The 18,845-nt window shown below is 32.5% G+C and carries 21 protein-coding genes; 18 read left to right on the top strand and 3 right to left on the bottom strand.

The annotated features are described in order from the left end of the window. The first annotated feature begins 3 nt into the window (after positions 1-3). Positions 4-330, top strand: a complete 327-nt coding sequence (acpS, locus tag J2S15_RS02415) for a holo-ACP synthase (protein ID WP_307405131.1) — start codon at positions 4-6, stop codon at positions 328-330. A gap of 9 nt (positions 331-339) precedes the next feature. Further along, on the top strand, positions 340-1,038 hold the full coding sequence (locus tag J2S15_RS02410; protein WP_307405129.1) for a lysophospholipid acyltransferase family protein: 699 nt from the start codon (positions 340-342) through the stop codon (positions 1,036-1,038). Positions 1,039-1,053: 15 nt separating this feature from the next. Here the strand turns inward: J2S15_RS02410 and J2S15_RS02405 are convergent, their stop codons facing one another. Next, positions 1,054-2,970: a BglG family transcription antiterminator gene (locus J2S15_RS02405; protein WP_307406397.1), complete on the bottom strand. Its 1,917-nt coding sequence runs from the start codon at positions 2,968-2,970 to the stop codon at positions 1,054-1,056. Between the two features lie 214 nt (positions 2,971-3,184). Here J2S15_RS02405 and J2S15_RS02400 point away from each other — a divergent pair, with 214 nt between their 5' ends. The 10 genes from J2S15_RS02400 to J2S15_RS02355 all read left to right on the top strand — a co-directional run bounded on the left by J2S15_RS02400 (position 3,185) and on the right by J2S15_RS02355 (position 12,104). Continuing rightward, a complete protein-coding gene (locus J2S15_RS02400) occupies positions 3,185-3,481 on the top strand; it encodes a PTS sugar transporter subunit IIB (RefSeq protein ID WP_307405127.1) in 297 nt (98 codons plus the stop codon). A 24-nt stretch (positions 3,482-3,505) separates the two neighbouring features. Further along, positions 3,506-4,816 carry a PTS sugar transporter subunit IIC gene (locus tag J2S15_RS02395; protein WP_307405125.1) on the top strand — a complete coding sequence of 437 codons (1,311 nt, stop codon included), beginning with the start codon at positions 3,506-3,508 and terminating at the stop codon, positions 4,814-4,816. After that, entirely contained in the window at positions 4,803-5,141 is a 339-nt protein-coding gene (locus J2S15_RS02390; RefSeq protein WP_307405123.1) for a PTS sugar transporter subunit IIA, read from the top strand. The genes J2S15_RS02395 and J2S15_RS02390 overlap by 14 nt, the downstream gene beginning before the upstream one ends. Positions 5,142-5,144: 3 nt before the next feature. Beyond that, on the top strand, positions 5,145-6,593 hold the full coding sequence (locus J2S15_RS02385) for a glycoside hydrolase family 1 protein (RefSeq protein ID WP_307405121.1): 1,449 nt from the start codon (positions 5,145-5,147) through the stop codon (positions 6,591-6,593). 81 nt (positions 6,594-6,674) lie between these two features. After that, the gene (locus J2S15_RS02380; protein ID WP_307405119.1) at positions 6,675-7,337 is read left to right on the top strand and encodes a response regulator transcription factor; all 663 of its coding nucleotides are present in this window, start codon (positions 6,675-6,677) and stop codon (positions 7,335-7,337) included. Further along, entirely contained in the window at positions 7,334-8,341 is a 1,008-nt protein-coding gene (locus J2S15_RS02375; protein WP_307405117.1) for a sensor histidine kinase, read from the top strand. Before J2S15_RS02380 ends, J2S15_RS02375 begins: the two co-directional genes overlap by 4 nt. 98 nt (positions 8,342-8,439) lie before the next feature. Then, positions 8,440-9,204, top strand: coding sequence for an ABC transporter ATP-binding protein (locus J2S15_RS02370; RefSeq protein ID WP_307405115.1), 765 nt, complete (start codon positions 8,440-8,442; stop codon positions 9,202-9,204). Then, entirely contained in the window at positions 9,197-11,128 is a 1,932-nt protein-coding gene (locus J2S15_RS02365) for an ABC transporter permease (RefSeq protein ID WP_307405113.1), read from the top strand. The genes J2S15_RS02370 and J2S15_RS02365 overlap by 8 nt, the downstream gene beginning before the upstream one ends. A 131-nt stretch (positions 11,129-11,259) precedes the next feature. Continuing rightward, positions 11,260-11,850 (top strand): TetR/AcrR family transcriptional regulator, encoded by a 591-nt coding sequence (locus J2S15_RS02360; protein ID WP_307405110.1) that lies wholly within the window; start codon positions 11,260-11,262, stop codon positions 11,848-11,850. Between the two features lie 29 nt (positions 11,851-11,879). Then, complete coding sequence (locus J2S15_RS02355) at positions 11,880-12,104, top strand: hypothetical protein (protein WP_307405108.1); 225 nt, start codon at positions 11,880-11,882, stop codon at positions 12,102-12,104. Positions 12,105-12,205: 101 nt separating this feature from the next. Here the strand turns inward: J2S15_RS02355 and J2S15_RS02350 are convergent, their stop codons facing one another. After that, positions 12,206-13,162, bottom strand: coding sequence for a biotin--[acetyl-CoA-carboxylase] ligase (locus J2S15_RS02350; RefSeq protein ID WP_307405105.1), 957 nt, complete (start codon positions 13,160-13,162; stop codon positions 12,206-12,208). Between the two features lie 108 nt (positions 13,163-13,270). On the opposite strand from J2S15_RS02350, the gene J2S15_RS02345 reads away from it, so the two are divergent. Genes J2S15_RS02345 through J2S15_RS02335 form a run of 3 tightly spaced genes read left to right on the top strand, consistent with a single transcriptional unit; the run spans position 13,271 to position 15,156 of the window. Beyond that, the gene (locus J2S15_RS02345) at positions 13,271-13,966 is read left to right on the top strand and encodes an ABC transporter ATP-binding protein (protein WP_307405103.1); all 696 of its coding nucleotides are present in this window, start codon (positions 13,271-13,273) and stop codon (positions 13,964-13,966) included. Further along, positions 13,966-14,769 carry a hypothetical protein gene (locus J2S15_RS02340; protein ID WP_307405102.1) on the top strand — a complete coding sequence of 268 codons (804 nt, stop codon included), beginning with the start codon at positions 13,966-13,968 and terminating at the stop codon, positions 14,767-14,769. The genes J2S15_RS02345 and J2S15_RS02340 overlap by 1 nt, the downstream gene beginning before the upstream one ends. 21 nt (positions 14,770-14,790) lie before the next feature. After that, positions 14,791-15,156, top strand: a complete 366-nt coding sequence (locus J2S15_RS02335; protein WP_307405100.1) for a GntR family transcriptional regulator — start codon at positions 14,791-14,793, stop codon at positions 15,154-15,156. Here J2S15_RS02335 and J2S15_RS02330 read toward each other — a convergent pair. Next, a complete protein-coding gene (locus J2S15_RS02330) occupies positions 15,153-15,968 on the bottom strand; it encodes a choline kinase family protein (protein WP_307405098.1) in 816 nt (271 codons plus the stop codon). The genes J2S15_RS02335 and J2S15_RS02330 overlap by 4 nt on opposite strands. A gap of 133 nt (positions 15,969-16,101) precedes the next feature. Between J2S15_RS02330 and J2S15_RS02325 the strand changes: the two genes are divergently transcribed. The 3 genes from J2S15_RS02325 to J2S15_RS02315 are packed head-to-tail and all read left to right on the top strand — an operon-like array spanning position 16,102 to position 18,844. Continuing rightward, the gene (locus tag J2S15_RS02325) at positions 16,102-17,763 is read left to right on the top strand and encodes a B12-binding domain-containing radical SAM protein (RefSeq protein ID WP_307405096.1); all 1,662 of its coding nucleotides are present in this window, start codon (positions 16,102-16,104) and stop codon (positions 17,761-17,763) included. Next, entirely contained in the window at positions 17,760-18,341 is a 582-nt protein-coding gene (locus J2S15_RS02320) for an XTP/dITP diphosphatase (RefSeq protein WP_307405094.1), read from the top strand. Before J2S15_RS02325 ends, J2S15_RS02320 begins: the two co-directional genes overlap by 4 nt. After that, positions 18,338-18,844, top strand: coding sequence for a tRNA (cytidine(34)-2'-O)-methyltransferase (locus J2S15_RS02315; protein WP_307405092.1), 507 nt, complete (start codon positions 18,338-18,340; stop codon positions 18,842-18,844). Before J2S15_RS02320 ends, J2S15_RS02315 begins: the two co-directional genes overlap by 4 nt. Position 18,845 lies beyond the last annotated feature (1 nt).

The following is an 18,845-nucleotide window of genomic DNA, read 5'->3' as shown; positions in this document are numbered from 1 at the left end:
GTAATGATTGTAGGTATTGGCTGTGATATCGTTGAGATGAAACGAATCAGAAAACAAAATAATGAATTCTATAAAAGAGTACTGACGAAGAAGGAACAGGAAATGTATCTTTCAATGAGTGAAAGTCGTAAAGTTGAGTTTTTAGCTGGAAGATTTGCTGCAAAAGAAGCAATCTTTAAAGCCTGTAATGAAGCCCAAGCGATTTCTAATATAGAAGTTCTTAATGATGAAAGTGGGAAACCCTATTGTAATGTGGATGGGTATACGATCCATATATCCATATCCCATGAAAAAGAATATGCCATTGCCTATGCAATCTGTGAGAAATAGAGGTGGACAATGACTTTTTTTCAGATATTTAGATGTTTATTTGTATTACCATTTTCTTGGTTGAGTGCATTACTTTGTCGACGTAAACCGATGGAAGTAAGATACAAAAAAGCACAAGGATGGTCTCGTTTTATTATTCGCTATCTTGGTTATCATTTAGAAACTGAGGGAGTAGAAAATATACCCGAAGATGAAGCGGTCTTCTTTGTATCAAATCATCAGGGTACACTTGACCCAGCACTTGTAATTGCTACTTGTGACAAGCCGATGGCATTTATATCAAAAAAGAAGAATGAAAAACTACCAGTGTTTGGTAGTTGGGCAATTTCAATTGGAGTAATTCACTTTGATCACGAGACTCGTGAAGGAAATGTATTTATGCTTCGTGAAGCTGCAAGAGAACTAAAAGCTGGAAAACGATTATTAATTTTCCCAGAAGGAACTAGATCAAGAGGAGACCAAATGAATCCTTTTAAGGCAGGAGCATTACAACCTGCATATCTAGCAAAGGCAACGATTGTTCCTGTAACATTAAACAATGCCTATTGTATAGATGATAAGAAAGATAAAAATAAACAATTAAAAATCACTTATGGAAAACCAATTCGACATGAAGATTACAAACAGTATAAGTATGATGAAATGTCAGATATTGTATATAAGCTGGTTGAAGAACATATTATTTATCATAAGAAAGCCGAAGATTAAATTCTCCGGCTTTTTTTACTTCTCTAATAGTTCAATGATTTTATCATAGGTTGGTTCCTGAACCAAATCAAGAGCGTTTTGTTTCTTACTGGTAAATTCTACCAGACCTTCATAAAAGTCTCTTAGATTCTGTTTATTGTTAGGCATAATCGATATTAGAAATAATATCTGTACTTGTCGATAAGCCCAGGTAATTGGTTTTCTTAATATACCAACTGCAATGAATGTTGTTTTACTAATTGCTTTATTTGGGTGAGGAATTGCGACTAAGTTATTAAGCTCAGTAGATGCAAATTCTTCACGTTCTAATATGAGTTCATAATAATCATCTGGAAGTTCCACTTTCTCTTTTACCTGATTCACTAACTCAGCAATTGCTTCTTCCTTGGTGCTGACATTTAAATCAGTAAAGAAAAGTTCAGGATCAATTAAATCACGAATTGAGAATAATGGTTTACGTTTTTCCAAACAGTTATTTATAACTTCAAAATCATCTTCTGCCAATAAATTATTAATATATCTTATTGGAATTGGCAGTTCTTCTTGAATTGGAACTGTTGAGAAAATAAAATCATAAGAATCAAGCGATATATGATTCAACATATGAGCTTCAATGATTTTAATGGTACTGATTTTAGAACCAAAGTGTTTTTGAATTTGATATGCCAGTAACTGTGAAGATGCTCTTCCTGTACTACATACAATTAATACATTACTTGGTTTTACTTCTTCACGTTTACGTTCCAAAGCAAGAATGAAGTGTAAGGCAAAGTAACTTATTTCATCTTCTGTAATCGTTACCTGAAGTTCATCACAAACACTTTGTAGACCAATTGAAGCTAGTTCATAAGCAAAGTTATAGTTTTCTTTTATATCATGCATTATTGGATTACGAATTAACATCTTATTTTGAACTCGTTCAATAAAGGGAATCATATGTAACATCAGATTCATTTTTAAATCTAAGTCATTATAGAAATCTAGTCTTGTCTGGTCGAAGATTGCTCGTAGAATTTTATTTACTAAGAAGTTAACTTCATCATTTACTTCTACATTGAATTCACTCTGTTCACCCTCGAAATGTTTTTTACCAGATAAATGTTGTGTAAGATAACAAACTTCACTATTTGGCAGACTGATTCCAAACGTATGTTCAATTGCTTTCTGTAAAGCAGTAGCAATGACATATTCATTCTTTTCTTTCTGTAAGTGAACAACTTCATCACTAAGATTAATAATATTATTAGTTTTAATACGTTCAATTGCAATTAGCAAATGAATCGCAAGACTTTCTACAGCGACATCTGACATCCTTAGATTTTCTTGTACCAGTACTTTACTAATTACATTATTGACCATAATCTGAAACTTATCACTGGAAGAATCAGTAATATCTTTAGAACTTAGATAATCATTATTCATCAGCTGCTCTGAAATACATAAACGACGATTACGTTCACTACCAACAACTCGTATTCCATAATTTGGTTTATTCTCTATTTCTAAAGCAAATTTTTTAAAGATTCGTTTTACCTCTTTTAAGTCATTATTCAGTCTGGAAATAGAAATATATAGTTCATTCGCAATATCATTTAGTTTTATATAGTTATTTGCATATAAAAGCAGATGAATGATGTAATCTACTCGTTCTTCTGGTGAAGAAGGTAAACGAGTTGCTTTTGATTCCAACTCCAAAAAATCATTGAATTGCTTTTCATTTAGAATGTTAAGATTATAGCCAACACTTGGTTTCGAGATAATCTCTGCACCATGTGCTTTACAGATAATTTTTAAATCCTGAATATTTCGACGAATTGTTTTTGAACTTACGCTTAGTTTCTCTGCAAGTTCTTCTCCGGTAATGGAAGTGTGGTCTAACAATTCTCTTAATATTTTCTTTTGGTGCTTATTCATGAAAAGACCTCTTTCTATATTAATTAAAGTATACCATTATTGTCCATTTATGTTTCTCGAAAATGTCCACAATGATATGGAAAGAAGTGAAAAGGGCACGAATTTATGCCTTTTTTTCACTATTTTCATCATTAAAAGGAATGTCCACAATGCTGTGGACATTTTACATAGCGACATTTACTTATAGGACTGGTATAAAGAAGGTAGAGTTGTTAACAACAAGGAGGTTTTTATGAATATTTTATTAGTATGTGCGTGTGGTGCCTCAACAAGTATACTTGTCGAAGCAATGAAGAGTGCACTGAAGGAGGATGAAAAGGATTGGTTTATTGAAGCGAAGTCTTCACAGGAAGTAAAAGAGTGTGTTGGGAAATACGATGTTATCTTAGCAGCACCTCAAATTAGATACCAGAAGAAAATGTTAGAAAAACTAGCAGCACCTTATGGCATCAAAGTTCTAGATATTGATTCTGTTGCATATGGAACATGTAATGGAGATAAGATTCTAGATTCTGTTCGAAGTTTATAAACAATAAAAAGGAGAATATAAACAATGACTGCATTTTTTAACAAGTTAGAAGATAAATTAATGCCATTAGCAAATTTCTTTGGACAACAAAGACATTTATTGGCAATTCGTGATGGAATAGTTTCGGCAATGCCTCTAACCATCATCGGAAGTATATTTTTAATTTTAGCATATCCACCAGTAGATCCAACGAATATCCCTGATATTCCATTAATTGGAGCATTCTTAGAAGGATGGTACAACTGGGCACAGGCAAACATGGGAGCAATCATTGCACCGTTTAGTGCAACAATGGCAATCTTATCATTATTTGTATGTGTGGGATCATCTTATTCATTAGCAAGTCACTATGACCGTAAACCGTTACAATATGTAATTGCTAACTTATCTATTTATATTTTAGTATGTGCACCTGTAACTGATGGAGCAATCCCAACAGCTGCATTTGATGGTAAAGGAATTCTATTGGCAGCGTTTGTTGCATTAATTGGTACTGAGATTATGAACTTTGTGGAGAAAAAAGGTTGGACATTTAAAATGCCAGCTGGAGTTCCTCCGATTGTAGCAAATTCATTTGCATCATTATTCCCATTTGGAATTGCAATGTTCTTATTCTATGGATTAAGTCTAGGTATTCAAGCAGCAACAGGACAATTATTACCAGAAGTATTCTTTGGGTTATTTGAAGGATTAAAAGCAAGTGTAGATAATATTTTCTCAGTTACTATTTTAACTGGATTCGAAAACTTACTATTTGGATTTGGAGTTCACCCTACAACTGTAGTTGGACCAATTCTTGACCCATTAGAGTCAATGAACATTGCTGAAAATGCAAGTTTGATTGCTCAGGGTTTAGAAGCAACAAGAGTATATACACAACCATTCTGGGCATTCTATGTAGCCCTTGGTGGAGGAGGAGCAACATTAGGTTTAGCATTCCTTACTCTTCGTGCAAGATCAAAACAAATCAGAGATGTTGGTAAAGTTGCACTTATTCCATCATTGTTCAATATTAATGAACCGTTGATTTTTGGATTACCAATCTTCTTGAATCCAATTCTAATCATTCCATTTATGATTGCACCTATGGTTAATGTTGTACTTGGATGGTTAGCTACCTCATCAGGTCTGGTAAATATGGCTACGATTGCCGCTCCATGGACATCACCTGCACCACTTGGAGCAATGTTATCTACAATGGACTTTAAAGCGCTTCTATTAGTTATAGTTATGCTTCTAATCAATATGGTAATTTATTATCCATTCCTAAAAATGTATGATAACAGTAAAGTAAAAGAAGAGAATGAAGCGGAGGCACAAATTGAATCAGCTTAATAAGACTACAGAAACAGCATTTGGATTAATTGCTAAAGCGGGTGAAGCAAAGAGTTATGTGTTTGAAGCATTGGATGCTGCAAACTCGGGAGACTTTGAAAAGGCAAATGAAGAAATAGAAAAAGCAGAAGTTCTTTTGACAGATGCTCATCAGATTCAGTTTAAACTGTTATCTGAAGAATCAAATGGAGCGAGCGATATAGAAGTGAACTTTATTATGGTTCATGCACAGGATCATTTGATGACAACGATACTGGCAAAAGAGTTAATGGTTGAAATTATTGAGAATAAAAAAGAAATACAAGCGTTGAAAGGAAGTAAGTAATCTATGAAACAAGTACCTAATGGATTTCCTAAAGATTTCTTCTGGGGTGGAGCGATTGCTGCAAACCAGGCAGAAGGTGCATATTTAGAAGATGGAAAAGGATTGTGTGTTGCTGATATCTTAAAAGTACAGGACAGTGGGGATTTAAAGAAGAAATCAAATAAAGAAATCTCTACTGCAGATATTGAATTTGCATTAAATGACAAAGAAGGATATTATCCGAAACGTTATGGAATCGACTTTTATCACACATATAAAGAAGACTTAAAGATGCTGGCAGAAACTGGAATGAATTCATTTCGAACATCTATCAACTGGGCCAGAATCTTTCCAAATGGAGATGATGAAGAGCCCAATGAAGCAGGATTGGTATTTTATGATAATCTAATTGATGAAATGATTAAGAATGGAATGGAACCATTAATTACATTGTCACATTATGAAATGCCTCTACATCTGGCTACTGAATATAATGGTTGGTATAATCGCAAGACAATTGATTTCTTTGTGAAATTCTGCGAGACATGTTTCAGACGTTATAAAGATAAAGTAAAATATTGGATTGTGGTAAACCAAATCAATCTGATTAAACATGAATCGTTTAATCACTTAGGAATTCCTGAAGATAAAGTAGATAATATTGTAGAAGCGAAATACCAGGGAGTTCATAATGAAATGGTGGCTAGTGCAATTGCTACGAAGATTGGTCATGAGATTAACCCAGACTTCCAAATTGGTTGTATGGTATATAACGGGTTAGCGGAACCTTTGACTTGTAAACCAGAAGATGTACTTGCAAACTTACAATACAATCATATGGAATACTTCTTCTCAGATGTACTAATGCGTGGAGTTTATCCAGGATATGCATTGCGTTACTTTAAAGAAAATGATATTCATTTAGATATTCCAGAAGAAGATGAAAAAGTATTAAAAGAAAATACTGCGGACTTCTTCTCAATGTCATACTACTATAATATGTGTACATCAGCAGAAAGTTTAGCTGGTGGTGGAAATGATTATGGTACCGTAAAGAATCCACATATTGAAGAGAGCGAATGGGGATGGGGAATCAACCCATTAGGACTACGTACCGTTCTTAACTATTTCTGGGATCGTTACCAAAAACCAATAATGATTTCAGAGAATGGTTATGGTACCTTTGATACGGTAGAAGAGAATGGTGAAATCCATGATGATAAACGAATTGAATATTTATCAAAACATGTGGATGCAATGAAAGAGGCAATCAAGGATGGAGTAGATGTAATTGGTTATTATCCTTGGGGTCCTATTGATATTATTAGCTGCTCTTCAAGTGAGATGGAAAAACGCTATGGATTTATTCATGTAGATTTGGATAACTATGGCAAAGGTAGTGGAAAGAGATCAAGAAAAGATAGTTTCTATTGGTATAAAAGAGTAATTGATACGAATGGAGAAGAACTATAATTTATAAAAATTGGAACTTTATTAAAGTTCCTTTTTATTATTGTGGTAAGATAGAGAAGTAACTATTGGGAGGTATTTAAAATGCAAACAATTACAATTGTTGAGGATGAACAAGATATTCGAGAGGAACTAACAATTCTTTTAGAAAGTTCAGGGTATAATGTAAATGCCATTACTGATTTTAGGGATGTTGACAAACAGATATTTGAATTACATTCTGATTTAGTATTGTTGGATGTAAACCTTCCTGAAGAAGATGGATATACGATTTGTCGAAAGATTCGCAAGTCGTTACAGACACCAATTATTTTTATTACCAGTTTAAATACTCCCATGGATGAATTAAAAGCATTATCTTTAGGTGGAGATGACTATATTACGAAGCCTTATAATATTCCAGTAATGATGGCTCGTATCAATCGTTTGCTGCTTCGTAATCAAAGTACACAAGAAGATACAATTGAAGTAAAAGGAAGTATTGTTCATGTATTGAAAAGTACCATTGAGTATGAAGGGAAAACAGAAGAACTTACAAAGAATGAATTAAAGATATTAACTTGTTTAGCTCGTAAACCAGGAGAAATTGTTTCTCGTGCTGATATCATTGAATACTTATGGGATACTCAAGTTTATATTGATGATAATACGTTAAGTGTGAATATAACCAGATTAAGAGAAAAACTAGATAATCTTGGATTAGAAAATCTGATTCAGACAAAGCGAGGGATGGGATACAAAATATGAAGTTCATAGACTATATAAAGGATAGAGCGTATATTATATTAGTAAATATCATTTGTATGCTATTTGCTTTTTTTGTCTTGCAGTTTTCAGGTGCTAATCTTAGTATATTGTATTACTTATTGGGCTTATGGATAATTGTACTTTTCGTAACACTTGGTATTGGTTATCATAAACAAAAAAAGTATTTTGAAGAATTAAACAGTATCATGGAGCAACTTGATAAGAAGTATCTGTTTGTGGAATGTATGGATGAACATTCAGATGCAATGAGTAAAGAGTATTATAAGCTGTTTAAAAAGATGAGTAAGTCAATGATTGGTTATGTTAGTAATGCAGAGAACCAGTTTACAGAATACAAAGATTATATTGAATCATGGATTCATGAAATAAAACTGCCAATCACTGCAGCAAAGTTAATTGCAGAAAATAATAAAGATGAAACAACAAGAAAAATACTATCTCAATTAGAATTGATTGATAATAGTGTAGAACGTTCTTTATACTATGCTCGTTCAGGTGTAGTAGAGAATGACTATGCAATCAAAGAAACATCACTTCAGCAAATCGTTGATAATGTAATTAGTAAGAATAAACAAATTTTAATGCAGAATAAAGTGATGATTGATTGTAAAGATTTATCAGCTAGTGTCTATACTGATGAAAAGTGGTTAGGATTTATTTTAAACCAAATCATGTTCAATAGTATAAAGTATAAGTCGAAGCAGCCTGTTATTACCTTTCTTGCTACAGAAGTAAGCAATGGAGTAGCGTTACATATAAAAGATAATGGCATTGGCGTAAGTGCAAGCGATCTTCCACGTGTGTTTGAAAAAGGATTCACTGGAATGAATGGAAGAACTTATACCAAATCAACAGGAATTGGTCTATATCTTTGTAGGAAGTTAAGTAAGAAGTTAGGGATTCATATCTCTATGGAATCAAAAGAAAACGAATATACAGAAGTGATTCTGGTATTTCCTAAAGGTACATTTGTGAAAGTCTAAATAGTTATCTTACGAAAATGAAAGATTCTGGTAAGATACATCGATACAACACTCCTTTCTTATACAGTAATATGGAGTTGTAAGGAAGGAGAATAGTTATGAAAACACTATTACAATTAGAAAACGTAGAAAAATATTATGGAAGTAAAAACAATGTCACTAAGGCGTTGGATAAGGTTAGCTTTGGGGTAGACAAAGGAGAATTCATTGCTATCATGGGAGCGTCGGGTTCAGGTAAAACAACATTACTGAACTGTATCTCAACAATCGATGAAGTAAGTGCTGGTAATATCTATTTAGATGATATTAATATAACGGATATTGATGAAAAGGATATTGCAAAGTTTCGCCAAAAGAATTTAGGATTTATCTTTCAGGATTTCAATCTGTTGGATACCTTAACTATTGAAGAGAATATTGGAATTGTTTTAACTATTAATAATTTATCACCAGAAAAGGTGCAACCAATGGTAAAAGAGATTGCAGCAAAGTTAGGAATTGAAGATATTCTGAATAAGTATCCTTATCAGGTGTCAGGAGGTCAGAAACAACGCTGTGCCTGTGCTAGAGCAGTTATCAATAAACAGAGTCTAATTCTTGCGGATGAGCCAACAGGAGCGTTAGATTCACGTTCGGCGCAAATGTTACTGGAGGTTATGGAAGATTTGAATCAAAGCTTAGAAGCAACCATCTTAATGGTAACTCATGATGCATTTTCAGCCAGTTATGCAAATCGAATCCTATTCTTAAAAGATGGAAAATTATTTAACGAAATTATAAGAGGTCAAAAAAGTCGTAATCAGTTCTATCATGAAATATTAGATGTATTGGCATTACTTGGAGGAGATGTTTCCAATGCTTAAAACATTATCTTTAAGAAATGCCAAACGACAGGCAAAAGACTATCTTATCTATTTTATAACGATGATTATATCAGTAGCACTTATTTATGCATTTAATGGTTTGGTATTTTCAAAAGAAATAAGTGAACTAGGAGAACTAATGAGTTTTCTACCCTATGTAATTATAGCAGCAAGTATTCTAATCATCTTTATTATCGGATGGCTGGTAAGTTATACAATGAACTTTATCTTACATAAACGAAGTAAAGAATTAGGAACCTATATTTTACTAGGTATTGAACAAAAACAAGTAGCAAAAATGTTCTTTATTGAAAATCTTGTGATTGGAAGTATTGCTTTACTATTTGGAGTTGTAGTAGGAAACCTAATTTATCAGTTAATTTATATGATGGTAATGTATAACTTTCAAATGCCTTATACATTTAATTTCTCAATATCACTAGGTACGATTGGATTAACATTACTTTACTTTGTATGTATTTACTTGTTTGCCTTAATGAGAACACGTAAAAAGATTACCAAGATGAAGATTTATGATTTGATCAATTATGATAAAAAGAACGAAGAGAAATTAGTCGATGTGAAAAAGCAGCGAGTTGCCTTATTCTTTATGTCAGTAGTTGCAGGAATTGCAGGACTCTTACTTATTCTATTAGCATCAAGTGGCTTGTTAATCATGGTTGGATTTGTATTGGTAATTGGTTTCTTATATGGATTTTTCATCAGTTTATCTTCATTCGCAACACAATACCTAGATATGCATCCAAAAGAGAAGTATCAGGGAAACAAGTTGTTTATAATGAGGACACTGTTATCAAAAATAAGTTCTATGAGTGTTACAATGGCAACTCTTTCACTTCTGTTCTCAATTACAATTGCAGCTGTTGGATCAGGTCTGTTATTTAGTTCATTGTTTGAATCAAGAATTGAGAAAGAAACAGCTTATGATTTATCGGTTACAGTAAACGATTCTGATAAGATTGAAAAGTATGTTGATTATATTGATAACAGTACAATTGATGTTACACAGGAATATACCTATACTCTTTACCAAAGTGATACACGTGATTATACTACAGGAATGGAAGAACGTGGAAATGCAATCGCTGATTTTGATAAAGATGTAGTCATGAAGTATAGTGATTATGAAGAATTAAGAGAGATGCTTAATTTACCTGAAGTATATTTAGATAAAGATAAGTTTATGATTCACTGTATTCCAGCTTATGAAGATAGTATTCAAGATTATGTAGCTAATCATCCAACGTTTACGCTAAATGATGATACTGTAAAGTATCAGGAATTACATACAGAAAACTTTAGTCAATCAGGATGGTTTGGAAATGGGAATGGATTAGTCATAATTGTCCCTGATGAGATAGTTATAGCACAACCAGAGGACTCCACTATCTATGCAGCAATGACAGGCACGCCAATAACGGAAGAAGAATATACAGGGATTCAAACGATGGTATATGATGCTGATGCAAATGAACCTGAATATGCAATATCAAGAGAAATACAAAGACTTACCTATTCAGCTTCTACAATTATCTTTGTATTCCCACTTTACTACATTGCTTTAATTATGATTATGGTAGCAGCAACAATTCTATCAATCCAGCATTTAAGTGAGATATCAAAGAATAAGTACAGATATCAGACACTATATAAATTAGGAGTTGATAAAGGATCTCTGCGAAAAACGATGCGTAAGCAATTAGGAATCTACTTTGCTTTGCCAGCAGTACCAGCATTAATGATTAGTACAGTTATGATTCATGCGTTTGGTGCTCGCTTCGAAACCGGAGTGGCACAACAGGTATGGAGTATGATTGGAATCTCAGTTCTCTTGTTTATGATTGTATATGCAATTTATATATGTGCAACTTATACTAGTTTTAAACGAAATGTATTAGATTAATGATACCAGCAATCCTTTGATTGCTGGTTTTTAAGTTATTATTTGACGACTATATAATTAAATGATATTATAGTTATGCGAATATAATATATAAATATTCGCATAACTATTTAAAAAGAGGAGTTAAACACATGCCATCAGGACCAGTTTTATCACAAGAAGATAAAAATCGATTACGTAAGAAACTACGAGATGATTGTGAACAACATTGGATAACATCAGGTTATAAGAAGACAAGTATTAAGGTGTTATGTGATAATAACAACATATCAATTGGTACGTTCTATAAACTTTATCCAACTAAAGAGGACTTGTTTTTTGAAACAATTGATCATGTACAGAATACATTAAGTGATAGGTTTCTTGCCACATGTAAAAGCAATCCTTCAAAAGAAGGGTTCGCGAAAGCTTTGAGTAATCTATTAAGAGAATATGATCATAAAATTCTTTTATATAATATTAATTCTCCAGATTTTCAATCCTTTCTCTCAAAATTACCTGATGAAATGGTTAGTAAGTTAGAGTTCACAAGTATTGAATTTTTTGGTGAAGCAATTCAAAGTGCTAATTTAAAACTAAAGATAGATGAGAAAAAAGCATATGGTGTATTTAGTGCATTGTTATCTACACTTTATACCAAAGATTTACTAACTATTACCTGTGACTACTTTGATGTATTTGATTTTATGGTGAATAATTTAATCGGTGAGATTTTTGAGTAAATAATTATATGATACAGGAGGTAAATTATATGATTAATGAAACAGCATCATTTTTTGAAAAGTGTGCAAAGGACATTGGATTATCAATAAAAATCCCACGTCCAAGCAAAGCTACAAAGATTACATGTGCAACTATTAATGGAGTGGCTGGAACTAGTCTTGTAGTTGCAGGAATTGCAGTATCAAGTAAAACGTTGGTTGTATTAGGAACACTGGGGCTCGCAGGTGCAACTGCCCTTGCATTAGATAAATAATTTAGAGGAGTGTGTATAATAATCTATACATGAACTTGAATAAACCTACTAAAAAGACAATGATTCATAAGTAATTCGTATTACTAACGATCATTGTCTTTTTATATTTTTCGTATACTAACTTCACCAGAATTAATAGTGGAGGTACTTCCATCTTCTTTTTCGATAATCAGACTTGCATTGGTATCAATATCTAATACTTTTGCAGGATAACTGTTATTTCTCTCGTAAACCATAATATCTTTATGAAGAACAGAAGAATGCTCTTTATAGGCAGGTAAGAATGTATTCTTATCAATTTCATTATAGTATTTATAAAAACCATTTAGTATATCTTTAATTATCTGATTGCGAGAAATTATTTTGTCACTGAATTCTTCTATTGAGCCAGCAACTGATGCTAGGTCCTTTGCAAATATTTGTTTGTGTACATTTACACCAATTCCTACAACCATATAATCCATGCTTGCGGTATTCATCTCTAAACTTGCTTCGCAAAGAATTCCACCAATCTTTTTTTCTTCGATAAATATATCATTCACCCATTTGATCTTAGAATCAATCTGATAGTTCTTTTTTATTGCTTCCCACAAAGCTACCGAAACACATGCGGTTATTTTTAGGGATTCATACACAGAAAGAGTAGGCTTGAGTAGAAAACTCATATAGATTCCTTTTTGCTTAGGAGAATAAAAACTTCTTCCATTCCTGCCTTTTCCTTTTTCCTGATAATCTGCAACGCATACATAACCTTCCTGTTTATCAAAAGCAAGTGTCTTTAGATAATCATTTGTGGAAGAAACAGACTCCATAATTTCTATATCATAGAAAAAAGGTTGTAAGTTATCCGTAATCTGTTCCTTTATAAGAACATCATTATTACTGCTGAATCGATATCCTTTTTTAGTAGAGGATTCAATCTGGTAACCTTGTTCAATTAATTTACGTATCTGTTTTGATATTGTCATTCTTGATACTTTCAGCATTGAAGAAATCTCTTCTCCTGAAATATAAGTATCGCAATGCTCATTTAATATCTGTAATATTTTGCTTTTCATACAATCTATTATATCGGATTCTAGCAGTTTGTGTTATACTTTTGCAAGAAACTTTACAAATATCAAAACTGTGTTATAATGTTAATACAGTAAAACAGGAGGAAACTTATGGAAGTTCTTGCGAAAATTGATAATGTCACCAAATTATATGGTAAAAAAGTAGCATTATCCAATGTAAACTTAGAAATTCGTCCAGGTGAAATTATAGGATTGCTAGGACCAAATGGAAGTGGTAAAACCACGTTGATTAAGATTTTAAACAGCGTCCTTGCTGATTACGAAGGATCAATTACGATTGATGGACAACCAATCGGAGTACATTCGAAATCAGTGATTTCTTATCTGCCAGATGAACCTTATTTTGAAAACTGGCAAAAAGGAACCGATGTACTTGAGATTTTTATAGATATGTATGAAGATTTTGATTACGACCGTTGTATTAATCTGCTGAAACGATTCAATATCGATCCAGCAATGAGATTTAAATCAATGTCAAAAGGGATGAAAGAAAAATTCTTATTGGCACTTGTTATGTCAAGAAGAGCAAAAATCGTTGTACTGGATGAGCCAATCGGTGGGGTAGACCCTGCTGCCAGAGAAATCATCCTAGATACAATTTTAGAGAACTACGATGAAAATCAGACAATTATTATGTCTACACATTTGATTGCTGATATTGAACGTATTTTCAACCGTGTTGTCTTCTTAAAAGATGGTATGGTAGTACTTGATGATGATGTTGAGTCAGTGCGTATGCGTACTGGAAAATCAGTTGATGAGTTGTTCAGGGAGGAATTCAGATAATGTTAAAGTTATTAAAACACGAGTTTAAAGTAAACCGTTCTGCATTTCTTTCATTCTATGCAGCAGTATTAGTGTTAGCACTATTGCTTCGATTGACAAACTTTACGAATATAGGCGATGATACAGCAGGGATTGTTGTTGGACTATTAATGATGGTTTATATATTTGGTATCATGGGATGTTATATCTATGTAATGGTGGCAATCGTTCGAGCGTTTAATAAATCAATGTTTAAGAAACAGGGATATCTAACGCTTACGCTACCAGTATCTACAGGTAAACTTGTTTTATCTAAATTACTGATGGCAGCATTTTGGATTATTGTATCAACTGTAGTAGTATTCTTATCATTTGTTATAATGATTCCTAACTTTGCAGGTGCATTGGGTGAAATAGGAGAGTTCTTAGTAAGATATGGATTTGACCTTACACTTTGGTTAACATTAGTATTATTGTTATTCTCATTGTTTGAGGCAATCTTATTGTTCTTCTTCTGTTGTACTTTTGTAAATACAAAGTATGTGAAAGGACATCGTCTGATTATTGGAATTGGAGTTTATATGGTAATTTACTTTGTAACTTCATTGGTCCAAAATCTATTTATGAATAGCAGTGCTATAGATGCATTGAATGGTATAGGTTACACATATAATGTGGATGCATACTTAAATGAAACAGCAACTGCTGTGAATGATGTGCTATCAAGTACAATTGTTCCAGGGATTGTATTTGCTTTAATTATTAGTGTATTGTGTTTCTTTGGGATTAAGTATTTAGTTGACAAAAAGATTGAGCTGGACTAGCTTAAGAAAGGAAGTGATTTTATGAATTTTGATCCAAACATTCCAATTTATTTACAAATTATGGATGAATTTAAGAAAAACATAGTATCAAACACTTTTGCTTTAGGGTCAAAGGTAAAATCAGTCCGTGATTTAGCTATTGAATACGGCGTAAACCCAAACACCGTTCAACGGGCACTTAGCGAGTTGGAAAGAGAGGGGCTGCTTCGTAGTGAGCGAACATCAGGACGCTACATCTGTGAAGATGAAGAATTAATTAAAAAACTAAAAATTGAACAGGCTACTTCAATTGTGGATAAGTTTATCAGCGATATGAAAAGTTTGGGCTTCCATAAAAAAATGATTGTGGAAGTAGTTGGAAAAACGTTAGAAAAGGATGAAGATTAAACAATCTTCATCCTTTTTAATGCGTTAAATTTGTCTTCTGCAATCTGTTTATAGATTGGATCTTCTCTGCGTTGAGCTAACATCATAGCCCAATAACACCATAAGATATTATGAAATGCTTCCCACAAAAATAAGTCATGGCGAATTTCATCAGTAATTTCATCAAAGTAAACCTGATAGAAACGTTCTCTTAAATGTTCATCATTAATTTGATTCTCACTGATAAATGACATCACATCAAACAATGCATCATTACTAGCTGCATATTCATAATCAATTAGGTAATCTCGATCTTTGCCAAAGAGCAGATTACCAGATACTAAGTCATTGTGACACAAGACCTGTTTATGATTTACGTGTTGTATCTGATCAATGATAACTTCATATGGTTCAATATCATAAATTGGATGATGTACCTTTTCTTTATATTTATATAATGTCTGAATCGGTTCAAATGAGAAAGCAGGAACCGGCTTTTTATGTAACTCTTTGATTAATTTTGCACTTCGTTCTACTTTGTCTTCAAATGGACATTCTTCATACTCATATAGATCTTCAATATATTCCGTAATTTTGATACCTGAAGATTCATCATAAAAAATAGTTGTTACATCTAAATCCGTAACTTCTTTTAGTATCTGTGCTTCATGTTTTCGCTCAAACACATGAGTACTATCATCATAAGGAATACGAACAATATATTTATCCTGGTTGATTACTAATAAATAATTGTGATTGGTAATTCCTTTATCTAATTTATCTAATGTATAGTCAGTATGACCAAATACTTTCATAATTATGTTATCTATCATAACTACCACCTTTTTAAAATAATATCATAAAGAGACGATGAAAGAAATCCTAATTCTTTATTTACTGCATATGAAAATGATAAGGTAGTTAATATGTTCTATTTTTGGTAAAATATAGAAATGGAGATTATATATGAAAATTTTACTAACAACATTAAACGCAAAATATATTCATAAAAATCTGGCTTTACGCTGGTTATATGTGGCTAGTTACTGTAAAGAGAATGTAGATATCAAAGAATATACTATTAAAGATGATATCCATCGAATTGCAGAAGAATTAATTGGGTCAGATTATGATGTAGTAGCTTTTAGTGTATATATATGGAATATTGAAGAAACCAGAAAGATTATCAAGTTAATTAAGCAAAAGTGTAATAAACATATTATAGTTGGTGGTCCTGAGGTTAGTTATGAATCCTATTATCTGATTAATGAGGGTGTAAATGCCATCAGTATTGGAGAAGGAGAAGTAGCATTTTGGCAGTATATCAAAAATTATGAACAAAATATTCAAGAAGAAATTGTTGGTATCTATACAAAAGAATTTCCAAACACCAGATTTGCTTATGTGGATTTGGATACAAATGAACAATATGAAAGTCCATATTTTTTAGACATCGATAAAAATGAAATGGGAAAACGATACTTTTATTTTGAAACAAGTAGAGGATGTCCCTATAATTGTGAATATTGCTTAAGTAGTGTAGATGGTAAAGTGCGTTTGTATTCAGAAGCATATATTTTTTCTGTTTTGGAGAAAATTGCAAAGTCTGATATTAAGATTGTGAAATTATTAGATCGCACATTTAATGTAAGTCCAAAAAGAGCATTAAAGATTGCCCGTTATATGAATGAGCATTGTAAGAATCAGATCTTTCAGTTTGAAATAGTAGCAGAAACATTAAGTGAAGAGTTGCTTGATTTCTTTTGTAACGAAGCAGATAAAAAACGCTTTCGTTTTGAAATAGGAGTACAGTCATTTCATCAGCCTACTTTACAGGCAGTAGGTCGAATCCAAAATAATGAGCGGTTAAAAGAAGTAATTGAAAGACTACAGGAAGCACAAGTTGTGATGCATGTAGACCTGATTGCAGGCTTGCCATATGAAGGGTATGAATTGTTTCAACATTCTTTTAATCGATTGTTTGATTTACATGTAGATGAAATACAGTTAGGAATATTAAAGTTATTAAAAGGAACTCCTTTAAAGCGAAAACATGAGTTGTATGGTTTCGAATACAATACATTGCCACCTTATGATATTCAAAAAACATTATGGTTGAATCATGAAGAATTGCAATTGATTCATGATGCTGCTCATGCTGTTGAAAAGTTCTACAATTCTAATACAATGAGATACACTATCGACCATATATTAGAACTGGGATTATACAGCGATGCATTTACATTGTTTGTGGAGTTAGGAAAACGAATGAATACATTACCTCATCCTTATCAGCCACATCAGTTATTTGAACTTATGAAGCAATTATCAGATGGAGTAGATAGTGAAATAGTAGATGGACTTTTATATTTTGATTACTTTAAAATATTTAAACAGCGACCAAAATTATTTTTAAAGACAATGATAACTACAGAAAAACGTAAAGAAATTATCAATTTATTCCTAAAAAGAGATATAATAGAAGAGCAGAAGATTTATCATTATACTTATATTGATGTGGTATATTATCAAAATAAGTGTGGATATCAGTTGGTTCTTTATAACCAAAAGCAACAATATCCTAAACGATGGTTTATCGATGGGGAATATATAGAGGTGATAGAATGAAAGAAATATTTATAGCAACATCAAATGAAAATAAAGTAAGAGAGTTTAAGCAAATGTTAAAACCTCTTGGTTATGATGTAAAGTCATTGTTGGATCTTGATGAAGAAATTGAAATTATTGAAGATGGCACTACATTCGAAGAGAATGCATATAAGAAAGCTAAAAGTGTATATGATGTACTACACAAAGAAGTAATCAGTGATGATTCAGGTTTGTGTGTAAACGCAATGAATGGCGGTCCTGGTGTATACTCAGCAAGATTTATGGGGGAAGATACTCCATATCGCGCAAAGAACTGTTATATCATCAATGAAGTAAAAAATGCAAAGGATCGTGGAGCACAGTTTGTTTGTGTAATCTGTCATATTAAAGAAGATGGAACTTACAAAACTTATCGTGGTGTATGTGAAGGGGAGATAGCCCATAAGATTGAAGGGGAACATGGATTTGGGTATGATCCAATTTTCTATTATCCACCATTCAATACGACGTTGGCGAATGTCAGTGATACGGAAAAGAACCATGTATCACACCGCGGAAAAGCACTGGCTATGTTGCTTGAGGATTTAAAGAAATGATTCATATCGTATTATATGAACCTGAGATTCCTCAAAACACTGGGAACATCATGCGCACTTGTGTAGCGATGAACTGTCAGTTACATTTAATTGAACCACTTGGATTCTATCTGGATGAACAACATCTGAAAAGAGCAGGTATGGATTATATGAAAGATTTGGATTATCAAACATATACAGATTGGAATGAGTTTATAAATAAACATCCAGATGGTGAAAAATATTATATTTCTAGGTATGCTAAAAAATCACCTGAAGAGTTTGTCTTTCCACAAGATAAAGATATTTATCTTGTGTTTGGAAAAGAGAGTACAGGAATTCCCAAAGATATTCTGAAGGGGAATTTAGAGCGTTGTATTCGTTTGCCAATGGTAGCGAGTGCTAGAAGTATGAATTTGAGTAACTGTGTTGCAATCATGGCTTATGAAGCTAATAAACAGTTAGGATATCCTGGTCTTGTGAAACATGAAGTGCTCAAAGGTGAAGATTTTCTTGATCAATAAT

It is taken from the genome of Breznakia pachnodae (assembly GCF_030814225.1).
GTDB lineage: Bacteria > Bacillota_I > Bacilli_A > Erysipelotrichales > Erysipelotrichaceae > Breznakia > Breznakia pachnodae.
Note: the sequence above shows the minus strand (reverse complement) of the source record. Positions and strands in the feature narration are given on the sequence as shown.

What these genes read in the sequence shown, in the direction of transcription:
- J2S15_RS02385 (WP_307405121.1), top strand. Translation starts at nt 5,145, where the DNA reads ATGAAACAAGTACCTAATGGATTTCCTAAAGATTTCTTCTGGGGTGGA.
- J2S15_RS02360 (WP_307405110.1), top strand. Translation starts at nt 11,260, where the DNA reads ATGCCATCAGGACCAGTTTTATCACAAGAAGATAAAAATCGATTACGT.
- J2S15_RS02320 (WP_307405094.1), top strand. Translation starts at nt 17,760, where the DNA reads ATGAAAGAAATATTTATAGCAACATCAAATGAAAATAAAGTAAGAGAG.
- J2S15_RS02395 (WP_307405125.1), top strand. Translation starts at nt 3,506, where the DNA reads ATGACTGCATTTTTTAACAAGTTAGAAGATAAATTAATGCCATTAGCA.
- J2S15_RS02355 (WP_307405108.1), top strand. Translation starts at nt 11,880, where the DNA reads ATGATTAATGAAACAGCATCATTTTTTGAAAAGTGTGCAAAGGACATT.
- J2S15_RS02330 (WP_307405098.1), bottom strand. Translation starts at nt 15,968, where the DNA reads ATGATAGATAACATAATTATGAAAGTATTTGGTCATACTGACTATACA.
- J2S15_RS02345 (WP_307405103.1), top strand. Translation starts at nt 13,271, where the DNA reads ATGGAAGTTCTTGCGAAAATTGATAATGTCACCAAATTATATGGTAAA.
- J2S15_RS02370 (WP_307405115.1), top strand. Translation starts at nt 8,440, where the DNA reads ATGAAAACACTATTACAATTAGAAAACGTAGAAAAATATTATGGAAGT.
- J2S15_RS02340 (WP_307405102.1), top strand. Translation starts at nt 13,966, where the DNA reads ATGTTAAAGTTATTAAAACACGAGTTTAAAGTAAACCGTTCTGCATTT.
- J2S15_RS02380 (WP_307405119.1), top strand. Translation starts at nt 6,675, where the DNA reads ATGCAAACAATTACAATTGTTGAGGATGAACAAGATATTCGAGAGGAA.
- J2S15_RS02400 (WP_307405127.1), top strand. Translation starts at nt 3,185, where the DNA reads ATGAATATTTTATTAGTATGTGCGTGTGGTGCCTCAACAAGTATACTT.
- J2S15_RS02375 (WP_307405117.1), top strand. Translation starts at nt 7,334, where the DNA reads ATGAAGTTCATAGACTATATAAAGGATAGAGCGTATATTATATTAGTA.
- J2S15_RS02325 (WP_307405096.1), top strand. Translation starts at nt 16,102, where the DNA reads ATGAAAATTTTACTAACAACATTAAACGCAAAATATATTCATAAAAAT.
- J2S15_RS02315 (WP_307405092.1), top strand. Translation starts at nt 18,338, where the DNA reads ATGATTCATATCGTATTATATGAACCTGAGATTCCTCAAAACACTGGG.
- J2S15_RS02410 (WP_307405129.1), top strand. Translation starts at nt 340, where the DNA reads ATGACTTTTTTTCAGATATTTAGATGTTTATTTGTATTACCATTTTCT.
- J2S15_RS02365 (WP_307405113.1), top strand. Translation starts at nt 9,197, where the DNA reads ATGCTTAAAACATTATCTTTAAGAAATGCCAAACGACAGGCAAAAGAC.
- J2S15_RS02335 (WP_307405100.1), top strand. Translation starts at nt 14,791, where the DNA reads ATGAATTTTGATCCAAACATTCCAATTTATTTACAAATTATGGATGAA.
- J2S15_RS02350 (WP_307405105.1), bottom strand. Translation starts at nt 13,162, where the DNA reads ATGAAAAGCAAAATATTACAGATATTAAATGAGCATTGCGATACTTAT.
- acpS (WP_307405131.1), top strand. Translation starts at nt 4, where the DNA reads ATGATTGTAGGTATTGGCTGTGATATCGTTGAGATGAAACGAATCAGA.